The following is a 19869-nucleotide window of genomic DNA, read 5'->3' as shown; positions in this document are numbered from 1 at the left end:
AATAGCCAATCTTTTCTGATTATTTAGTGTTTTACTATAACTTTTCAAATTACAAATTCGTATATAAAAAGTGACTGAATCGCACATTACTAAACAGAAGGAGGAAGGTAATAATGAAAAACAATGTGTCCAGTCTACAAAGACAAAACCAAATATTCCAAGCTGAACAATCTGTTGAACATGCACACCAAGCAATCAATGATGCATTATCACACCCTGAAAAACAAACAGTCGAAAACGCAAAAAATTCAATTGAAAAAGCCGAGCACGCTCTTTCTCAAGCTGCAGATTTCGATAATCAAGATGCCGTTCAATTAGTTAGAGAACAGTTTGAGCAATACAAGCAGTCATTCAAAGAGGTTTCTGACCGTTCTTATGAATAAAAAACGATAAAAAAAGGTTAGTTTTTACCTTTTTTAGTGGCTTTTAGGGCTGTCTCAAAATTCAAGAACAGATGTGGCAACGGCTCCGTTCGCTACGCGCCTTAAGAGGAGAAACCCACTCCTCTCAAGGCTTTTAAAGAGGGCACTGAAAAAAGGAAAATTCACCTTTTTCAGTGCCCTCAACTGACTTCTTTTCTATTGAATCGTTACATTTTGTAATTGATACACACCAGAAGCATCGGCCCAGAATCCTTCCACTCCATCAGCGTAGCCCATAATATGAGATGGATGGTAAAGGAATGCCATCGGTACTTCTTCGTTTAAGTAGTTCGTTGCATCTTCATAAAGAGCTAAACGAGTTGCTTCATCTTGCTCAATACGTGCATCATAAAGCATTTGATCAAATACATCATCTGCCATACGTACACGGTTACCGTCCCCTACGTTGTTTGAATGAAATAACATGTGCATTGGGTAATCAGCATCACCTGTACCAAGAGAAAGACCTAAAATAAACATGTCATGTTCCCCAGCCGCTGTTGCCTCAAGGTATGCACCCCACTCGACCACTTCAATGTTAACATCGATACCAATCTGAGCTAGTTCAGCTTGCGTTTGCTCAGCAATGTCGATACGCTCACGGCTATCGTTTGTCCAAATTGTTGTTTCAAAACCATCTTCATATCCAGCTTCAGCAAGAAGTTCTCTAGCCGCCTCTAGATCACGCTCAATACCTTCCACGTTCTCACTGTAACCAAAGTTTGTATTATTAACTGGCCCCACAGCAGCTTCTCCAGTACCATCTAAAATACCTTCTAGCATCGCTTCTCTGTTAAGAGCTTTGGCAATTGCTTTTCTTACATTTGCATCTGTAAATGGCTCTTTTTCCATGTTGAAGCCAAGATACGTAATACTTGCAGCGTTACGGATATACGCATTCGCTGTGTTTTCTACACGTGTTAAATCACTAGGTGTAACAGGATCGATAATATGCGCAGCACCCGTTTCAAGCTCAGCAATACGAGTTAAATCTTCTGGAATAATTCTAAACGTTACGGTATCTACCTTTGCATTTTCACCCCAGTAGTCTTCGAACCTATTTAAGACAACTTGCTCACCAGGATTCCAGCTATCAAATTCGAAAAATCCTGTTCCAATTGGGTTTTCATTAATATAGGAACCGTGCTGCTCTCCTTCTTCAACAGCTGCATAATCTGCTTCAATTGCTTCTTTACTTACAATACTTGAAGCATAATGCGCTAAATGAGCAGGTAGTGGAGCGAACGGCTCTTCTGTAACAAATTGAACAGTATGATCATCAACGACAATCACTTCTTCAACAATTTCAAATAAAATGGCCCGAGGTGAAGCCACTTCCGGGTCTAAGATACGCTCAATGTTAGCCTTTACTACTTCTGCATTAAATTCAGAACCATCATGGAAATATACTTCTTCTTGCAGTTTAAATTCCCAAACTTTATCCTCGATCGGCTCCCAGCTTGTTGCCAGGCGTGGCTCTAACTCCATGTTTGTATCATACTTCACTAATGTTTCGTAAATATTTGACTGAACATTTCCTGATGGAACATCACTTGATGAATGCGGATCCAAAATAGTCGCATCTGAAAGAACGCCGACAACAAGGTCGCCACCTTCTTCTCCACCTTCTATTGCTACATTCTCTTCACCAGGTTCCACTTCTTGTTCAACATCATCTCCTGAACTTGGTTCACTCGCACAACCTACGAGCATGAAACCAAATGCCAATGAAAAAATTCCTGCTTTTAATGATTTTCTTTTAAACATGTTACCCTCCCTGATAATTGAATTTTCAGGTTTTTGTCTAAATAAAAATAGAGCAGGTGGCTGATTACGCCATGATATAGACGTAAGAAAAATGATATATGTATTTCCACCTTATTTCGAATTAGAAAAAAACCTGTCTCACTTCGCTTTTGCGAAGCAAGAAAATTGCTATGTACAAAACTACTATACTATTTCACATTTGTAAAGATTATTTCCTGAAAATTTTATTTTTTTATATTTTTTTAAAAGGGTTCGAAAATTTAGCTTTATCCCCTCTAAAAAATCTACATAAACACCGAGAATATCGCTCTTTTCTTAAGACATCCTAAAATATCAGAATTTACAAATCCATCAAAAAGGTATTTCTATTAATATTGTCAAAAAACATTTTTTCTGATTTTTACGTTTCTAAAATAATAACTATAGGTGAGAATTTTAAAACGGATTTGTCAACATAAAAAAGCACAATAGATATAAAATAATATCCATTGTGCTTCCCCTATTATTTTGTTTGAGGTTCCTTCATCTGTTTGCTCCGTAATTGTCCACATGCAGCATCAATATCTGTACCATGTTCAATACGAATTCCACATGTAATTCCTTTTTTCTTTAATGTATCATAAAAATCTAGTACCGTACGTTCCTCGCTTCTTTGATACTGGCTATGCTCATCAACCGGGTTATATGGAATTAAATTCACATACGCACGGCGGTCACCCATTAACTCAGCTAGCTCAAGAGCATGTTCCTTTTGGTCGTTTACATCTTTTAGCAAAATATATTCAATCGTAATTCGACGATTCGACTTTTCAATATAATAATCAATGGCTGGCATTAATTTTTCAAGTGGAATCGCACGGTTTATTTTCATAATCCGAGTTCGTAATTCATTATTTGGAGCATGCAGTGAAATCGCTAAGTTCACTTGCAGTTTCATATCAGCAAACTCGTAAATTTTATCAGCTAGACCACTTGTTGATACGGTAATATGCCTTGGACCAATTTCGAGACCTTTTTGATCTTTTACAATCTCCAAAAAGTCGACCATATTCTCAAAATTGTCAAATGGCTCGCCAATTCCCATAACAACGATATGACTGACCCTCTCCCCTTTACCAACTTGATCAAGGTGCAGTTGAACCTTCATAATCTGTTCAACAATCTCGCCACTGGATAAGTCACGATCCTTCTTCAACAAACCACTCGCACAAAAACTACAGCCAATATTACAGCCTACTTGCGTTGTAACACAAACCGACAACCCATACTTATGACGCATTAAAACCGTTTCAATTAAATTTCCATCACTTAACTTTAAAAGAAATTTAATTGTCCCATCTGCTGATTCTTGTTTTGTATGCTCAGTTAATGTTTGTATCGAATAATTCTTCTCTAACAATGTAAGAAGATCCTTATTCACATCCACCATATCAACGAAGGATGTCACCCGTTTTCTATATAGCCACTCCCACACTTTGGAGGCACGACCTTTTTTGTGTCCATGTTCTAATAACCATGCAGACAATTGTTCAAACGTTAATCCATAGATGGACTCTTTATTCATTCGTTACCCTCTTTTCACTGCGTTTAACATTCATTCTTATTTTACTGAAAGAAAACATTGCAAGCAAACGTTTCTGCCTTTCCTATGTTTCCCATTACAAAAGTTTGTTAAAAGTGCTAAACGTTATTTTATCATGAATTGAACCTATGCATGAAGGAGGAATAAATAACTAAAGTGACTATATTCACAATATTTATTTAACCTTTTGCATAGGTATAGATACGAATCATTTTTAGATAGGAGGTAATCATGTCAAATCCTCAAGATCGTCTAAATGAACCTACGCTTTCGACTCGTGGACTACAACCAGAAAATAAAGAAACACCAATCTCATTTCTGAACACAGACATCGTGCCCTCTCATTTATTTTTTAAAAGAAACCATTTCTCCTACCCAAAACTAACGTACTCAAATTATTGGTTACCTATAAATGGCTTAGTCAAAACACCAAAGATATTTTCATTACAGGAGATTGTTAAGCTCCCTTCAAAGACAATTAAAGTCATTTTGGAATGTGCCGGAAATAAACGAAGTCTATTTGAACCAAAAGTATTTGGAGAGCAATGGGAAAAGGGAGCAATAAGCCAAGGGTACTGGACCGGTGTTTCCCTAACCACTCTACTTGAAGCAACCGGCATCAATCCAAAAGCAAAAGAAGTTTTAATTGAAGGATACGATAAAGGAAAACGAACAGATAAAAATAATGAATATTCATATTCGAGAAGCCTACCTTTAGATAAAGCGCTGGACCCTGATACAATTATTGCTTATGAATATAATAGCCAACCCATCCCTTTTAAACACGGGTATCCGTTAAGACTGATCGTCCCCAATTGGTACGGCATGGCTTCTGTAAAGTGGATCAAGCAAATCAGCTTAATTAGCTCCGAGTTTAAGGGACCCTATCAATCGATTGATTATGTTTACTATCCTAATAAGGAAAACGATACAGATTCTTTTCCGGTTACGATCATGAATGTAAATTCTACGATACAAGAACCGGTTCATATGGAAATCCTAAACACTGGTACCCATGTAATCAAAGGAATTGCCTGGACCGGGGCTGGCGAAGTTTCAAAGGTTGAAGTCAGCACAGACCACGGTGACACATGGCTAGAGGCTGAGATTGAGCCAACATATAGAAGTTATGGCTGGGTTTCTTGGACATATGAGTGGTCAGTATACGACCCTGGCGAATATACCATAATGTCTAAATCAACCGATACATTAGGGCGGACTCAACCTCTTAAGCCTTTTTGGAACAGAAAAGGTTATGGATATAACGCAATTGATAAAGTTGAAGTCAAAATTGAATAACAAATGAAGGGGGTGTCTCAAAAGTCCGGAACAGAGGTGGCAATGGCTCCGTTCGCTACGCGCCTTGAGAGGAGAAACCCACTCCTCTCAAGGCTTTTAAAAGATGTAGCGACTTCGCTCATTGCTTCGGTGGTGTCTCAAAAGGTCAAAAACAGACCTTTTGAGACACCACCTTTATTTAATTGAAACCACTATTAATAAATTACTATGTATAATCATCTGACAATGTCAGAGCGACTCTAAAAGGATAGCCCTATTCTATATAATGCCTGCTCTTCAAATGTTCTATAGACTTTTTAAAAATAGAAGATGTTTAATAAACATTTTTTTAAAAGAGCCTCCCTCCTCCACAAGATATTTTAAACAATAAATAAATCTAATTTTAGTTACTTTCAACAATGAATTAATTAAGAGATGTAACTAAGATAGGGATATAGAATTGAACAGCGAGGCTAGCTTCGTACTTACAAATGGAATAAAAGGCGAAACCTACCTTCCTTGAAAGGAATGAAGCCCATGAGCTTAGAAGCTTTAAATGAAAGAGTGAAAAAAGATTTATCATATTTAGCGTTTGACCGAGATAATTGGGTGCGCCCTCTTACACACCCAAAAGGTCATGTTTACGATGTTGTTATCGTTGGCGGCGGGCAAAGCGGCTTAGCAACAGCATTTGGTCTATTGCGTGAGAGAGTGTCTAACATTCTTGTTATAGATGAGAACCCAGAAGGCTTTGAAGGACCATGGGAAACGTATGCACGCATGGTAACGTTACGCACACCAAAACATCTAACATCGGTAGACCTTGGTATTCCCTCTCTTACATTCCGTTCTTGGTGGGAAGCACAATTTGGCCAAGAAGCTTGGGAAGCCGTCGATAAGATCCCACGAGGCGAATGGATGAAATATTTACGTTGGTATCGAAAAGTACTTAACTTACCCGTTATAAATGAAGTGAATTTAAAGCTAATTGAACCAATTGAACAAGGTCTTCACCGACTGCATATTAATGGCACTGGTGCACCGGGAGATCATCTACTAGCACGCAAAGTTATTCTCGCCACTGGCATCCAAGGAGGAGGAGAATGGCACGTTCCACCAATGGTTTCAGATTCCTTACCGAAACACCTTTATGCTCACACTTCAGAGACAATCAACTTTGAATCACTTAAAGGGAAAAAAGTAGCTATTTTAGGTGGCGGAGCATCCGCCTTTGACAATGCTAATTTCGCATTGTCAGAAGATGTAGCAGAAGCACACGTCTTCGTCCGTCGAAAAGAGCTGCCGCGAATTAACCCAATCCGACAAATGGAAGGTTCGGGTATGATCGAACGATTCCACGCTTTAGAAGACGCGGATAAGTATACTGCTATTGCTCACTTTTTTAAACATAATCAACCTCCCACTAACGACACATTTGACCGAGCATCATCTTGGGACGGCTTTCATCTGCATTTAGATTCACCATGGATAAACGTAGAGGCCAATGCTAATAAGGCTATTGTCACCACACCTCACAGTTCATTCACTTTTGACTTTCTCATTATTAGTACAGGTCTACTCACAGATCCTGCATTGCGACCAGAGCTGAAGCTTGTAGAACATCATATTGCTCGCTGGGGTGATCGCTACCACGCTCCCGAACATCAAGCAAATCCTATACTTGATGCACACCCTTATTTGAGCCCTGGGTTTGCCTTTTTAAGTCGCGACAAACAAGGAGAAAAATATTTGCATGGATTATTTTCATTTAATTATTCTGCCTTAATCAGCTGTGGTATTTCAGCATCCGCCCTTTCTGGGATGAGGTTCGGTGTACCAAAACTTGTTACTGCTGTCGCCGATCAGTTATTCCTTGATGATCGAGATGAGATATTAAAAGATTTCTTTGAATATGACGAAGTGGAATTCGTTGGCCAATGGCCGTTGAGGGTTTAGAAAAAAGAGGCTCTGCTTCAAAGCAGAACCTCCTCTACTAAACTATCAACCAATCTTTCTTTCTACAGAAGCAACTTTCGCATTTTCATAGAAATTGTTAAAGTAATCATTTGTTTCAGCCACAATCACCTTCCATAGAAGTAGAAGTGCAACTAAGTTTGGAATCATCATTAATGCATTAGCCATGTCTGCAAATGCCCAAACCGTTGCAAGATTAGCTATTGTTCCAACACCACAAGCTCCAATGTAAACAAGGCGATAGCCTGCAATTCCTCTTGAACCAACTAAATACTCAAAACACTTCTCTCCATAAACGTACCAACCAACAATCGTTGAGAATCCGAAGAATATAACGGAGAAGGAAACAATGTATTCACCTACAACACCAAGAACCGACCCGAATGCTGCACTTGTCAATGCTCCGCCTTCAAGAGTTGCATCATGGGCGACACCAGAAAGCATACCGCCTGAAGGATCCCAGAAACCAGTAATGAGAAGCGTTAAACCAGTCATCGTACAAACAACAATTGTTACAATAAACGTACCTGTCATTGCTACAAGAGCTTGCTTTACAGGGTGATCTGCACGTGCGTTACCTGCAATCAGTGCCGCTGTACCTAGACCTGCTTCATTTGAGAAGATACCACGAGCAACACCGTTACGAATAGCTTCTGATACAACGACACCTAAGAAACCACCCGCAGCAGCAACAGGGTTAAAAGCATAATAGAAAATAAGCTCAAATGCTGGGAAGATCATATCATAATTTAAAATAAGAATTAAAAGTGCTCCACCAATGTACAGAAAAGCCATAATCGGAACGAAGAAACTAGCAACAGCACTAATTCGTTGGATTCCACCAAAAATAATAAAACTAACAAGTAAGATTAAAATGACACCCGTTACCCAGTTTGGCATACCAAAACTATTGCTTGTTACATCAGCAATCGTGTTCGATTGTACACTATTTCCTATTCCTAACGCAGCAAACGCACCGAATAATGCAAACGCAATAGCAAGTCCTTTAAACTTTCGACCGAGCCCTCGCTCAATATAATACATTGGACCACTCGAATATTCACCATTCTCATTTTTCACACGGTATTTAACAGCAAGCAATGCCTCACCGTACTTTGTCGCCATACCTAACAAACCAACAATCCACATCCAGAAAATCGCACCAGGTCCACCAAGCGTGATTGCTGTTGCAACCCCGGCAATATTTCCGTTACCAATTGTTGCAGCAAGTGCCGTCATAAGCGCCTTAAAATGACTTACATCTCCTTCTGCAGCTGCATCTTTACTATCTTCTTTACCAAACCCGATCTTAAAAGCATAGATAAGTCTGCGAAATTGTAATCCTTTTAAAGCAATTGTTAAAAATAAGCCTGTCCCAAACAACAAAATCAAACTAGGCGGCCCCCACAATACGTTATTGATTCTCCCTAGTATCTCTAAGATATCCATAAAACCCCTCCCGTAAGATAACGCTTTCAATTGCTGTAGTTACGCTACTTATGCTATCCTAACATAATAAGGATCGTTTATGTTTGTGAATTTTTACAAAATGTAAGCGTTTTAATTGTACTTCTCAAACAAACAAATTGAGATTTTTTAATAATTGGAAGAGGTGTTTACATATATGAGAAGTGAAAATAGACAGATGTTTTATCGTCCATTTGATTCATTAGAGGAGTTTGTTGATGCTATTAGCGAACGTTTCTTATGTCCTGTGACAATTGAAGATGCGAATCATCATCTCCTTGCCTACAGTTCTCATGATGAAGGGACTGATGCTGCAAGGATTTCAACAATTATCGGCCGGCGTGTTCCAGAGCGAGTCATTCATCGTTTTTGGAAAGAAGGTGTCATTCCTACTCTTAATCAAAGTGATGAACCACTCGTCATTCCTGAAATTGGTGAGATCGGCCTAGGAAATCGGGTTGCTATTTCCATTCGTCAAAATCAAGAGGTGCTCGGTTATATTTGGGTGCTTGAAATTGGATGTACATTAAACGATCAAGACCTTACTGACTTAAAGCTTATTGCTAGCAAAGCAAAGAACCAACTGCTCCAACTAAACCTCCAAAAGAAGAAAAAAGAAAAAAGTCACCAAGAACTGCTTTGGCAAATCATTACTGGGGATATAGAAAGTCATCAAACCATTGCATGCCAATTATCAAACATTGGCTTACACTTGAATAAGCCATTAGGTATGATTCTATTTACCTTTGATTCAATGGATCGAGAACTTTATAAGAAGTTAGTCTACACTGCTAAGACGATCCAAAAAGTAAATATTCTCATTGAAACACTTGATGGAAATCAACTAATCTTCCTGTTCTCGCCTACCTCAACGAAAAATGAACTTAATGATGTATTTGATTTTATTGATACATTCAAAGCCCAAGTTAAAGACCGGTTCGGAATTACCGATCTCCAATCAGGGTGCGGATATTTATATGAAAACTACAACTCACTAAAGAGAAGTTACAATGAAGCAGCTAAAGTTATTGCTTTTAAAAAAGCATTTCCACTCGAGCTCTCTAATGTGACCTTTTACCATGAGCTAGGCGTGTTCCGTTACATTGATATACTAAAAAATACAGAGGAAATTCGCCGTTTACCTGTAAGTCCAGCGATCCAAAAGCTTCAAAACTACGACTTAGAAAACCGTTCAAACTTTCTAGAAACATTAGAAGTAATCTTAGATAAGGATGGCAATATGAACGAAGCGGCTAAATCTCTTCACTGTCATGTCAACACATTAACGTACCGTCTAAAAAGAATTCAAGACATCACATCGATTCAATTAAAGGACCCTGCACAAAAACTTGGACTCTACTTAGACATAAAACTTTCTAGAACAACGATTAATAGCTAGCTATAACGATTTGTTAAAACCAACAAATAAACGCTTTCATTTTTTGGTGTTGCACACAATGCGCTCTTTCTCATCGGGATTTATACTAGCGATATAGCAAACATAAATCCCTTCTGAGGAGGACGACATAATGATTATTGGTATTCCAAAGGAAATTAAAAATAATGAAAATCGTGTAGCGATTACTCCAGCTGGTGTCGTAGCACTAACAAAAAGCGGGCATGATATTTTAGTTGAGAAAAGTGCTGGAATTGGCAGTGGCTTTGAAGATGCTGATTACACCGCAGCTGGTGCAACCATTATTGAAGAAGCACAAGATGTATGGGCGAAAGCAGATATGGTCATGAAAGTGAAAGAACCATTAAGCTCTGAGTATGGTTTCTTCCGTAAAGGCCTTATTTTATTCACATACTTACACTTAGCTGCTGAGCCAGAACTTGCTCAAGCACTTGTGGACAGTGGTGTCATTGCAATTGCATACGAAACAGTTGAAGTGAATCGCACTCTTCCATTGCTTACCCCTATGAGTGAGGTAGCTGGCCGTATGGCTTCACAAATTGGTGCTCAATTCCTTGAGAAGCCAAAAGGTGGAAAAGGTATTCTTTTATCTGGAGTACCAGGAGTGAAACGTGGCAAAGTTACGATTATCGGTGGCGGTGTAGTTGGAACGAATGCTGCCAAGATTGCCATTGGACTTGGTGCTGATGTTACGATCATCGATCTAAGTGCAGATCGTCTTCGTCAACTTGATGATCAGTTTGGGAATGACATTCAAACATTAATGTCTAACCCATTAAATATCGCAGAAGCTGTGAAGGAATCTGACCTTGTCATCGGCGCTGTCTTAATTCCTGGGGCAAAAGCACCTAAACTTGTAACAGAGGAAATGATCAAATCGATGGCACCTGGTGCTGTTGTTGTTGACGTAGCTGTTGACCAAGGTGGAATCATTGAAACAGCTGATCAAATTACAACTCATGATAATCCAACGTATACAAAGCATGGGGTCGTTCATTATGCAGTAGCCAATATGCCTGGTGCTGTTCCGCGCACCTCAACGATCGGTTTGACAAACGTAACCATTCCTTATGCATTGCAAATTGCTAACAAAGGCGTGGCACAAGCTGTAGCAGAGAACAAAGCACTAGCCCTTGGGGTGAACGTTGCAAATGGACATGTAACATACAATGCTGTAGCTCGTGACCTTGACTATGAACTTGTCTCTGTGGAGAATGCACTCCGTAAAGACGAAACAGTTTTAGCATAATAGATATATTATACTAATAAAGTTATTTTAGGAGACTGCCCCAAAAGATCGAAAAAGAGATGGCAATGGCTACGTTCACTACGCGCCTTGAGAGGAGACCCCCACTCCTCTCAAGGCTTTTAAAAGATGTAGCGACTTCGCTCATTGCTTAAAGGAGGTTTACAAAATGAAAGTAAGCAGCTATCGAAATACATATGCTCAAATCTCATTAGAGGCAATCGAAGAAAACGCAGCTTCATTTAAAAATTGGTTACAGACTCCTGATTGCAAGCTTATGGCTGTCGTCAAAGGCGACGGTTATGGCCATGGAGCCATTGAAGCCGCGAAAGCAGCCTTACGCGGAGGTGCTGCCTATTTAGGTGTAGCCATTTTAGATGAAGCACTTGAACTTCGAAACGCAGGAATTGATATACCGATACTTGTATTAGGTTATACTGCACCAGACGCTCTGAAAGAAGCCGTCAGAAACAACATCTCTGTAACCGTCTTCTCAGTTGAAGTACGGGATGCATTAATAGAACTTGCCAACTTAGAGCAAACCCCCATAAAGATTCATATCAAAGTAGAAACAGGAATGGGACGAGTAGGTGTTCAAACGACAGAAGAATTGCTTGACCTCGCTACACCACTTTTTCATCACAATATCAAAGTCGAAGGCCTATTTACTCACTTTGCCGAAGCAGACTCCCCTGCCTCCACATATACCGATCAACAATTTGAGAGGTTCACTGCTTTCATTCATGCACTAGAAGACAAGGGAATGTTCGTACCAATAAAACATTGTTGCAATAGCGCTGGAACTCTTTTTCATAAGGATAAACACCTAGACATGGTTCGTGTTGGCATAAGCCTCTATGGACTAAAACCAGATGTATCTCTTGAGATGCCGATGAAACTAAAGCAAGCAATGCGGCTTTACTCAAGTATTGTTTCATTACGAAAGCTTCATGAAGGCTCTTCAATTAGTTACGGTCGTACGTATACACTGCCAGCTAATCGCACCATTGCTACTCTGCCTATAGGCTATGCAGATGGATTATCGCGAGCTCTTTCTAATAAAGGCTTTGCTTTAGTTAATCGGCAAAAAGCTCATATTGTCGGGCGAGTCTGTATGGACCAAACAATGATTGATGTAACGGATCTAGCTGATGTTCAGGCTGGAGATAGTGTTGAGTTTCCAATCGATGAAATGGCTGAAGTAACCGGAACGATTAATTATGAGGTGGTTTGTTCGATTAGTAAACGTGTACCGAGGTATTATGAAGAGGGATGTACAAAATCTGGAATAGAGCTGGTAATGACTCCATTTGTTACCCGCTGAAGCCACTGAAAAAGGTACAAACCAACCTTTCTCAGTGCCTCGATTAAAAAGCAATGGCTCCGCACATTGCTTCTTCTTTCCCACTCGTCCACCGCTGGGAGACTAGTAGGCAAAAGATTTCATTCCTTCCCTTCTTTCGACAAGTCTGCCTCAATCCTGCTCATAAACTCCTCTGCAGCACTATACCCTTGCTGCCTTAAGTACCAGTTGTTAGCTGCAGCTTCAATAAGCCCTGCTACGTCACGCCCAGGCTGAAGTTGGATTTCAATGGAAGGAACCTTGACCCCCATATAGTCGGTAAAGGCAGCATCATGCTCCAACTCATTATTCAACGAATCTTTTTGCCATTTCGTTAAGTTAATATCTAGTGAAATTCTTGTTTCATCTTGAAATGCTTTACGACCATACATCCTAACAACATTTAATAAACCGATACTGCGAAGAGCCAAAAATTCCTTTGTTTTTTCATCATGGGTTCCTAAAATTGTTCGTGGACTAAGCTTTCTTAAAACTACGACATCATCAGCAACAAGACGATGTCCACGACCAATTAATGTGTGTGCAATTTCACTTTTCCCTATTCCAGACTGACCTCGAAGTAAAATTCCAACACCAAACACATTCAAACAAACCCCGTGGATTGACATTTCAGGCGCCAAATTCTTTAGCAAATATGCATCCAACATAATAATAAATTCAGATGTTGTTTCTACTTTATTTGTCACTAACAAAGGGATACCCTCTTCTGTGCAGTAATGAGTTAAATATGTAAGTCCTTCTTCACCAGCTGTCACGATAAAACATGGCGGATGATAATGGACGATATTCCCAATCCTAACTTTCCGTTCCTCATGACTTAACTTATGCAAATAGTTAATTTCTTTTCTCCCTAATATTTGAACTCGTTCTGTCGGAAAAAAATCAAAATGACCGACAAATTCCAAGCCAGGACGATGTACATGTGATTGAGTAATTGTTTTCTGTAACTGATCTTCGCCAGCTAACACTTTTAACGAAAACTTGTTAGCTAGTTCCTCGACTGTAATGCTTCTCACTATCAAACTCCTCCGTATCGTACACAGTAGTATAACTTTTAGCTTTTTATAAATTTTATTATACCTTACTTATCATTTTAACCTGTTTAGTGTAACTCCCAAAATATTAGACCTTTTTGCGCCGACACTTAATTTTATACAAATGAAAAAACATAATCTGATTGGAATTGCAGGCGTTCGCTTTATAGATAAAAAAAGAAACCGCACTGAAACCCATAATACAGGGATCAATACAGTTGATATTTATTAGTAACTAAACCTAACTATACGAGGCATCTCAACCGGATGTAAAACTTTGTTTCGAGAGTGCTTCTTCACAACTCACTCTTGAATTTACTCTGTATTCAGTAAAAACATAACCCCCACTAAAAACCTAGTTCCTTTCGATAACTTTACCCAACTTTTGAATCCCTTCGACAATTTCACTTTCATCAGCAAAACTAAATGAAAGGCGAAGATATTCCGTTCCTTCTTGTTGATCTAAGAAAAAGTACTTACCAGGAACATAGGAGACACCCTCTTTTAGCGCATGATCTAACAATTGCGACGTATCAACCCCTGCAATTTTGACCCACACAAAGTAACCTCCATTTGGAACGTACCAAGAAACTGATTTGGGCAAGTATTGTTTGAGTGCAGAAAGCAACACATTACATTTCTCTTGATACGTGTCACGCAACATGTTGAGTCGGTCTTTCAAATCAATACGATCCAGATAGGAAGCCATTGTCGCTTGAGCAAACGGATGATCCAAATCCTTTTTAAACCAAGCTATAGCGTTAATGAACTCAGGTGCTGCTGCTACCCATCCAATTCGCATTCCTGGTGCAACTACTTTAGATAAAGAACCGACGTAAAGAACACGGCTTTCTTTATCCATTGCTTTTAATGGCATCGAATGCTCGTCAAAGTATAGTTCTCCATAAGCATCATCTTCTAAAATAAGAAAATTATATTTGGATGCAAGCTCTAATACATGCTTACGGCGCTCTTTTGTCATCGTCGTACCTGTTGGATTTTGAAACGTTGGAATGGTATATAAAAAACGCGGAAGGCTAAGACCTTTCCTTTTTCTTTCTCCTAGTACTTTTTCTAATTGCTCCGTTTGGAGACCATACTCATCTACCGGAATACTGATAAAATGCTCTGTGTAGTTCTGAAATACTTCCAACGCCTCCATATACGTTGGAGATTCGATCGCTACGAGTGTTTGGTCATCAATGAGAATACGAGCAATGAGGTCGATCGCCTGGCATGCACCAGATGTAATTAAAAGTTCACCTTCTGACAAACGCATCCCGCGCTCTACAGATCTTTCTTTAATCTGCTCTGTGAGCTTTGCCATTTTAGGACTTCCTAGATAATGAAGTGGTAGGTCTTGCTCTTCTTTAAGGAGGCTGACAACAGCTTCCTCCAGCTGCAAAACAGGGACAAGATGAGGCGCTGGATAACCCGAGCTTAGCCGGATACAATCGTCTGGTAGACTTGGCATCCACTCACCAGGTGGATCATTCTTAAGCGCAGCTTTTATACTTTCAGAAAAAAAGGATTCGATTTTCACTTTATCATTCACCTTTCCGTTCATTTTCCTTGCGACATATTCAGATAAAGGTATTTTTATGTATAAGCAGAAAGCATTGGTGGACACCAATGCTTTTTCACTATATTAAACTAAAATGTTATTACAGTTCAAATTGATCACTATTACTTTACCCTATTTTAGAAAAATAAGAAATGTGCCATTGCTGCAGCAACTGGCAACGTAATAATCGTTCTTTGTAAAAAGATAATAAATAATTGAACGAATGAAAGTGGAATTTTTGACTTTAATAATAAAATTCCAATTTCAGACATGTAAATTAACTGTGTTAAAGACATAACACCTATAACAAAACGTGTCAGCTCGGACTCAATTCCACTTCCAATTACAGCTGGTAAGAACATATCTGCAAAGCCAACAATCATAGCTGGAGCAGCAGCATGTGCTTCAGGAATTTGCAATAACTGAAGGAATGGAACAAAAGGATAAGATAAATATGTGAAAATAGGAGTGAACTCCGCAATTATAAGAGCAATCGTCCCTAACGCCATAACTAATGGAATTAACGCGAACCAAATATCAATAACATTTTGGACTCCGCCTTTTACGACACTGCGATAACTCTTCACTTGACTCGCTTTTTCAACAGCTTGTCTGACTCCCCAGCTGAAACTAGACACGCCATCTGGAACAACCTCTTCTATTTGCTTCCCTACTGGCTCATAATAGACGTCTTTTTTACGTGAAAGCGGTGGAATTCTCGGACAAATAACAGCAGCGATGATCCCTGTTATAATGACTGTAAAATAAAATTGAATGAACATATGATCAATTTCTAAAAACTTCGCGATAACAAGGCTAAAGGCAATCGATGCAATGGAGAAATTCGTTGCAACAACAGAAGCTTCTCGCTTTGTATAATAACCAGATTCATATTGTTGTGTCGTTAATAAAACGCCTACAGTTCCACTTCCCATCCAAGATGCTAATGCATCAACCGATGAACGTCCAGGCAGTTTAAATAATGGAAACATGATTTTACGTACTAACGTCCCAATAAAATCCATCAACCCAAACTGAAGCAAAAGCGGCATAAATAAACACGCAAATAAGAACCAAACCATTAATACGGGTATTAAGTCATAGAGGACAACCCCACCTGTGAAACTTGACCAAATGAATTCAGGACCTATTTCAATCAATGTAACAACAGCAAATACCGCCCCAATACATCTCAAGGTTACCCAGAATGGTGTAATATCAAATAAACTACTTAAAAAAGAACTTTTATTAATAGCTTCAATTTTTGTAAATTTTACTACTAAACTACCAACAGCCGATAAACAAAGTATGATCGTCATAAATAAAGGAATGTAATCAGCTATAGCACCTTGCAAGGCATCTGCTAACACTCCTAATCCGATTGTCACCTTGTCATTTACTGAAATAGGCACGAGAAATAGTAACACCCCAATTAATGAAGGCAGCCAAAACTTCATATATTGCTTTGCTGTAAACTCTTTTTTCTTACTAAATTCCTCTACCTTTTGTATTTTCCCAACTTCCATATATGTTCTCTCCCATTTATTCTATTTCTCATAACATTGCTTTTTTTAGATAATAAGTAATATATCATCGTTATGTATAATTATGCAACATTATTTCCCGGTTTGGAAATATTTTATTAAGAATAAGAAGTTCTCCATTACAGAGTCGAAATTGACGGTAATATGGAATAAATATTGCCGTTACCAACTAACGATACTTAAGACCCACACATAAGGCGGAAATTTGTCGAAATAAAATACTTCCCAATTATTAACACTGAATATATAATTCATTTTAGAGACAATGCACTATATTCTATGTGGCCACAGAAAAATGCAGGCGCAAAGTCCTGAATGTTTTTTCTTAGGGAAGCGATGAAGTATAGCCTTTTAATTTGGACACCTAAGGTTATATGAAGCTAGTGGTGTAACCGGCCCTCTTATTTAATGTTCAAATTAATTTTATTTAAGAGGAGAGTTTTATTATGAAGAAGATTTTAACTGGATTAGCAGCAGGCGCTTTAGCAATGTCATTATTTGCAAGTTCTACATTTGCAGCTGTTTCATTCGATTCTGAAACTGGAAAAGGATTTGTTGGTAAAGGTGACGTTCAAACAGCATTAGGCTTCAATAATAAGCAATTGCAAGATAATGCTGGAGAGCTTGCTTTTACTTATGAGTCTGTACAAAGCTTTGAAGTAACCGTTGAATGGACTACTGGAGAAGGTACGAAGGGTGAAAAAACTCATTTGGTTGAGCATAAAAGAACTTCTACAGTAACTGGTAATGTAGCGTATGACGCAAGAACAGCAAAACAAGTTACTGGCTTTAATTTAACCAATTTCGGTGAAAAAACTGAGGCGGGAAATATTCCTAAAGTAGGTGAAACATTCCCAGGTAACTCTGGACATGAGGTTACAAAGGTTGAACTAGTTTCAAGTACTAATACACTTTATGTAAATGGTAAAGCATTGCAGTAAGGATAATATCTTTACTGATATATAGAAAGAAATACAACTGCATAAAAAAGAGCTAGAATTGAATTACTAGCTCTTTTTTTACAAAAATAAACAAAAGGTTTCGAAGGTCCTGGTAAAATTCTTTAAACCTAACTCATAGCTTCTTTTCCTAAATACCTTACAATACTATCAATTATTTGATCATACATATCATAGTCATCAAGATAAAGAGGGGACCACAACTGTTGGTAAACATTTGCTTCAAAAATCCATACCTTTTCATTTTCATCTAACCCAAAGTCAAAGCCAAAATCTATATACGGAGAGTCGTTTGAATCTAATGCCGTAGCAATTTTTCTTCCAATTTTAATCATTTCTTTTTTCTTTCTCGCTATTTGTTTTGAGTTGTAACCAAATTGAATTTTTAGCATTTCTTCAAGCGTCCGTCCATTTGTTTCAACTAACGTATGAATGGTAAAACCCCCAACGGCACCTAACCAACCTAGAATACCTTTACATTCCCATTTTTCCTTTATATTCTTTGTAAATATTAGTCGATAGTCAATTTTTCGGTTGTCATACGTTTTTAGAGAGATAAATTGTTGGAGTATATAATCATCCTTATGTTCCTCTAGGAATTCTACCATTTCATTCATAGATAAATAGATAGAGTCATAAGTTAAGTTCTTTGTTACGATATATTTATTTTTCTCCTTTGTTATTAAATAAATTCCGTGTCCTAATTTCTTTTTCGTATGTTTTAATATAACCTTGTCATATTTCTTTAATAGAGCGTCTAAACTGCTTTTGCTAATGTCACCAGTTGTTTCAGGTAAATGTGCGGCTAGATCAGGATGAACCTTCAGCATTTCCCAGAATTCAAATTTATTAAAACGAAATGAATTTAATACTTTCCCTTTCATTTTACTTTTTAATTCATCTGATACAGATACTTTACGATATATAACAGCAGGTAATGGAAACACTTTTTCATCCCAATTAGATGTTTTGGCGTTATAGACAAATCCTTTTATTTCTTCTTTTTCATAGTTTATTTGATCCGTAGCAAATACATATATTATTCCACCTAACTTTTTCATCATTTCTGCGTAAGGATCATATTTTCTCTTCTTTTCTTCGTTAGAAAAACGCTTTTTTAAATACCGTCTTTTATGAGTATATAGCAAACCTATTAAAGGCCCAATAATTAGGTTCCCTTTTTCAAATCGATAGTTATAGTTGTATTCAGTATCAATCATTAATCTTTCAATGCTACTTTGATCGATTTCAACAACTTCTTGAGGCATATTGTCATTTATAAATACCGCTACTTCCCATTGTCGACTTCCATAACAAATCAATACTTTACTTTTATTATTTATGCCAAGCTTTTTTGCTATTTTATGACTTATTCTAATGACGTAATCAGGAGATTCTATAGCCTTTATTGTAATAAACTCCATTTCTTTCCCCCCTATTGCCTGTCTTCAAAATAAAGGGTTTTGATTGAGTCAATCACTTGTCGTTTTTTACCGGAAAGTGTCATTTTCTTTCTATAAGCAGTTGGAATTAAGAACCCAAGCGGCTGTTCAACTTTATCAAAAGATTGGTAAGCATCTAAAAGCAATTGATCCCATTCTTTATAATACTCAAGTAAGTCTTCTTTTCTAACATAGGTTCTCTCGATTCCTTCCTCAGGTATACAAGCAAATGGCTCCTCTAAGTTCAAACATCCATACTCATCCGTTAATTGTGTTCCTGGTTGAATATCTCGTATAGCAATTTCTGAATCATATGGTGTGCTTATACAGTTTGCCTTGAAGCTATGATTCACATATTGACCAATATCCCAACTAAGGACATATCTTCCCTTATTATCTATATATGAATATTTTTTCACCTGATTCTTCCTCTCATTATCAAGGCTTTCAACGAAAGAGGGATCGAGCACTTGATCAAGCTCATCTAACGCCCAAACTATTGTACCTTTAGGTATGAATTTAGTCGCAAACACTCCAAACCCTATTTCATCATTTACATAGCGAAGCTCTGTGTCTGGATGAATCATTGCTGACATCTCCTTTGTTCATTTTTCTTTTCATAATATGTCGTCCCATTTTTTTCCGTTCAACCTCATAGCCAATTAGAAGAAATAGGTGAATTAACCTAGTATTTATTTTGTAAATTTATGTTTCTATGTTTTTGCTAGTGAAAAATATGGAGTTGTCCCCTAGGACTTGAAAAACTAAAAATCACGGAGACCTGATTACCCTGGTCTCCGTGATTTTTGT

General features: G+C 38.0%; 15 protein-coding genes and 1 riboswitch. Of the genes, 7 read left to right on the top strand and 8 right to left on the bottom strand.

Annotated elements, in window-relative coordinates:
• Window positions 1–113: 113 nt before the first annotated feature.
• Window positions 114–383 carry a hypothetical protein gene (locus MF646_RS10390; RefSeq protein ID WP_250096430.1) on the top strand — a complete coding sequence of 90 codons (270 nt, stop codon included), beginning with the start codon at window positions 114–116 and terminating at the stop codon, window positions 381–383.
• Between the two features lie 195 nt (window positions 384–578).
• Here MF646_RS10390 and MF646_RS10385 read toward each other — a convergent pair whose 3' ends face one another.
• Entirely contained in the window at window positions 579–2189 is a 1611-nt protein-coding gene (locus tag MF646_RS10385) for a glutathione ABC transporter substrate-binding protein (RefSeq protein ID WP_250096429.1), read from the bottom strand.
• 502 nt (window positions 2190–2691) lie between these two features.
• Window positions 2692–3753, bottom strand: a complete 1062-nt coding sequence (gene rlmN, locus MF646_RS10380) for a dual-specificity RNA methyltransferase RlmN (RefSeq protein WP_250096428.1) — start codon at window positions 3751–3753, stop codon at window positions 2692–2694.
• Window positions 3754–4002: 249 nt separating this feature from the next.
• Between rlmN and MF646_RS10375 the strand changes: the two genes are divergently transcribed.
• Both MF646_RS10375 and MF646_RS10370 read left to right on the top strand, forming a co-directional pair.
• Window positions 4003–5070 (top strand): sulfite oxidase, encoded by a 1068-nt coding sequence (locus tag MF646_RS10375; protein WP_250096427.1) that lies wholly within the window; start codon window positions 4003–4005, stop codon window positions 5068–5070.
• Between the two features lie 516 nt (window positions 5071–5586).
• Entirely contained in the window at window positions 5587–7005 is a 1419-nt protein-coding gene (locus MF646_RS10370) for an FAD/NAD(P)-binding protein (protein WP_250096426.1), read from the top strand.
• 45 nt (window positions 7006–7050) lie between these two features.
• On the opposite strand, the gene MF646_RS10365 is transcribed toward MF646_RS10370, so the two are convergent.
• Window positions 7051–8472 (bottom strand): alanine/glycine:cation symporter family protein, encoded by a 1422-nt coding sequence (locus MF646_RS10365; protein WP_250096425.1) that lies wholly within the window; start codon window positions 8470–8472, stop codon window positions 7051–7053.
• A gap of 175 nt (window positions 8473–8647) precedes the next feature.
• On the opposite strand from MF646_RS10365, the gene MF646_RS10360 reads away from it, so the two are divergent.
• The 3 genes from MF646_RS10360 to alr all read left to right on the top strand — a co-directional run bounded on the left by MF646_RS10360 (window position 8648) and on the right by alr (window position 12477).
• On the top strand, window positions 8648–9889 hold the full coding sequence (locus MF646_RS10360; RefSeq protein ID WP_250096424.1) for a PucR family transcriptional regulator: 1242 nt from the start codon (window positions 8648–8650) through the stop codon (window positions 9887–9889).
• Window positions 9890–10019: 130 nt separating this feature from the next.
• Complete coding sequence (gene ald / locus MF646_RS10355) at window positions 10020–11156, top strand: alanine dehydrogenase (RefSeq protein ID WP_250096423.1); 1137 nt, start codon at window positions 10020–10022, stop codon at window positions 11154–11156.
• A 166-nt stretch (window positions 11157–11322) separates the two neighbouring features.
• A complete protein-coding gene (alr, locus tag MF646_RS10350) occupies window positions 11323–12477 on the top strand; it encodes an alanine racemase (RefSeq protein WP_250096422.1) in 1155 nt (384 codons plus the stop codon).
• A gap of 119 nt (window positions 12478–12596) precedes the next feature.
• Here alr and hprK read toward each other — a convergent pair whose 3' ends face one another.
• From hprK to MF646_RS10335, 3 genes are all read right to left on the bottom strand, one after another.
• Complete coding sequence (hprK, locus tag MF646_RS10345; protein WP_250096421.1) at window positions 12597–13532, bottom strand: HPr(Ser) kinase/phosphatase; 936 nt, start codon at window positions 13530–13532, stop codon at window positions 12597–12599.
• Between the two features lie 373 nt (window positions 13533–13905).
• Window positions 13906–15093 (bottom strand): aminotransferase-like domain-containing protein, encoded by a 1188-nt coding sequence (locus MF646_RS10340; RefSeq protein WP_250096420.1) that lies wholly within the window; start codon window positions 15091–15093, stop codon window positions 13906–13908.
• A 158-nt stretch (window positions 15094–15251) separates the two neighbouring features.
• Window positions 15252–16640, bottom strand: a complete 1389-nt coding sequence (locus MF646_RS10335) for a YjiH family protein (protein WP_250096419.1) — start codon at window positions 16638–16640, stop codon at window positions 15252–15254.
• Between the two features lie 338 nt (window positions 16641–16978).
• Window positions 16979–17065, top strand: a riboswitch (cyclic di-GMP riboswitch).
• 39 nt (window positions 17066–17104) lie between these two features.
• On the opposite strand from MF646_RS10335, the gene MF646_RS10330 reads away from it, so the two are divergent.
• Window positions 17105–17599 (top strand): hypothetical protein, encoded by a 495-nt coding sequence (locus MF646_RS10330; RefSeq protein WP_250096418.1) that lies wholly within the window; start codon window positions 17105–17107, stop codon window positions 17597–17599.
• 128 nt (window positions 17600–17727) lie between these two features.
• Here the strand turns inward: MF646_RS10330 and MF646_RS10325 are convergent, their stop codons facing one another.
• Window positions 17728–19041, bottom strand: coding sequence for a YheC/YheD family protein (locus MF646_RS10325; RefSeq protein WP_250096417.1), 1314 nt, complete (start codon window positions 19039–19041; stop codon window positions 17728–17730).
• Window positions 19042–19052: 11 nt separating this feature from the next.
• Window positions 19053–19646, bottom strand: coding sequence for an SET domain-containing protein (locus tag MF646_RS10320; RefSeq protein ID WP_250096416.1), 594 nt, complete (start codon window positions 19644–19646; stop codon window positions 19053–19055).
• Between the last annotated feature and the right edge of the window lie 223 nt (window positions 19647–19869).

The organism is Halalkalibacter alkaliphilus (genome assembly GCF_023555415.1).
Taxonomy (GTDB): domain Bacteria; phylum Bacillota; class Bacilli; order Bacillales; family Bacillaceae_D; genus Halalkalibacter; species Halalkalibacter alkaliphilus.
Note: the sequence above shows the minus strand (reverse complement) of the source record. Positions and strands in the feature narration are given on the sequence as shown.

Excerpts from the sequence above, each read along its gene's own strand:
- MF646_RS10390 (WP_250096430.1), top strand. The coding sequence starts at position 114 with ATGAAAAACAATGTGTCCAGTCTACAAAGACAAAACCAAATATTCCAA.
- MF646_RS10385 (WP_250096429.1), bottom strand. The coding sequence starts at position 2,189 with ATGTTTAAAAGAAAATCATTAAAAGCAGGAATTTTTTCATTGGCATTT.
- rlmN (WP_250096428.1), bottom strand. The coding sequence starts at position 3,753 with ATGAATAAAGAGTCCATCTATGGATTAACGTTTGAACAATTGTCTGCA.
- MF646_RS10375 (WP_250096427.1), top strand. The coding sequence starts at position 4,003 with ATGTCAAATCCTCAAGATCGTCTAAATGAACCTACGCTTTCGACTCGT.
- MF646_RS10370 (WP_250096426.1), top strand. The coding sequence starts at position 5,587 with ATGAGCTTAGAAGCTTTAAATGAAAGAGTGAAAAAAGATTTATCATAT.
- MF646_RS10365 (WP_250096425.1), bottom strand. The coding sequence starts at position 8,472 with ATGGATATCTTAGAGATACTAGGGAGAATCAATAACGTATTGTGGGGG.
- MF646_RS10360 (WP_250096424.1), top strand. The coding sequence starts at position 8,648 with ATGAGAAGTGAAAATAGACAGATGTTTTATCGTCCATTTGATTCATTA.
- ald (WP_250096423.1), top strand. The coding sequence starts at position 10,020 with ATGATTATTGGTATTCCAAAGGAAATTAAAAATAATGAAAATCGTGTA.
- alr (WP_250096422.1), top strand. The coding sequence starts at position 11,323 with ATGAAAGTAAGCAGCTATCGAAATACATATGCTCAAATCTCATTAGAG.
- MF646_RS10335 (WP_250096419.1), bottom strand. The coding sequence starts at position 16,640 with ATGGAAGTTGGGAAAATACAAAAGGTAGAGGAATTTAGTAAGAAAAAA.
- MF646_RS10330 (WP_250096418.1), top strand. The coding sequence starts at position 17,105 with ATGAAGAAGATTTTAACTGGATTAGCAGCAGGCGCTTTAGCAATGTCA.
- MF646_RS10325 (WP_250096417.1), bottom strand. The coding sequence starts at position 19,041 with ATGGAGTTTATTACAATAAAGGCTATAGAATCTCCTGATTACGTCATT.
- MF646_RS10320 (WP_250096416.1), bottom strand. The coding sequence starts at position 19,646 with ATGATTCATCCAGACACAGAGCTTCGCTATGTAAATGATGAAATAGGG.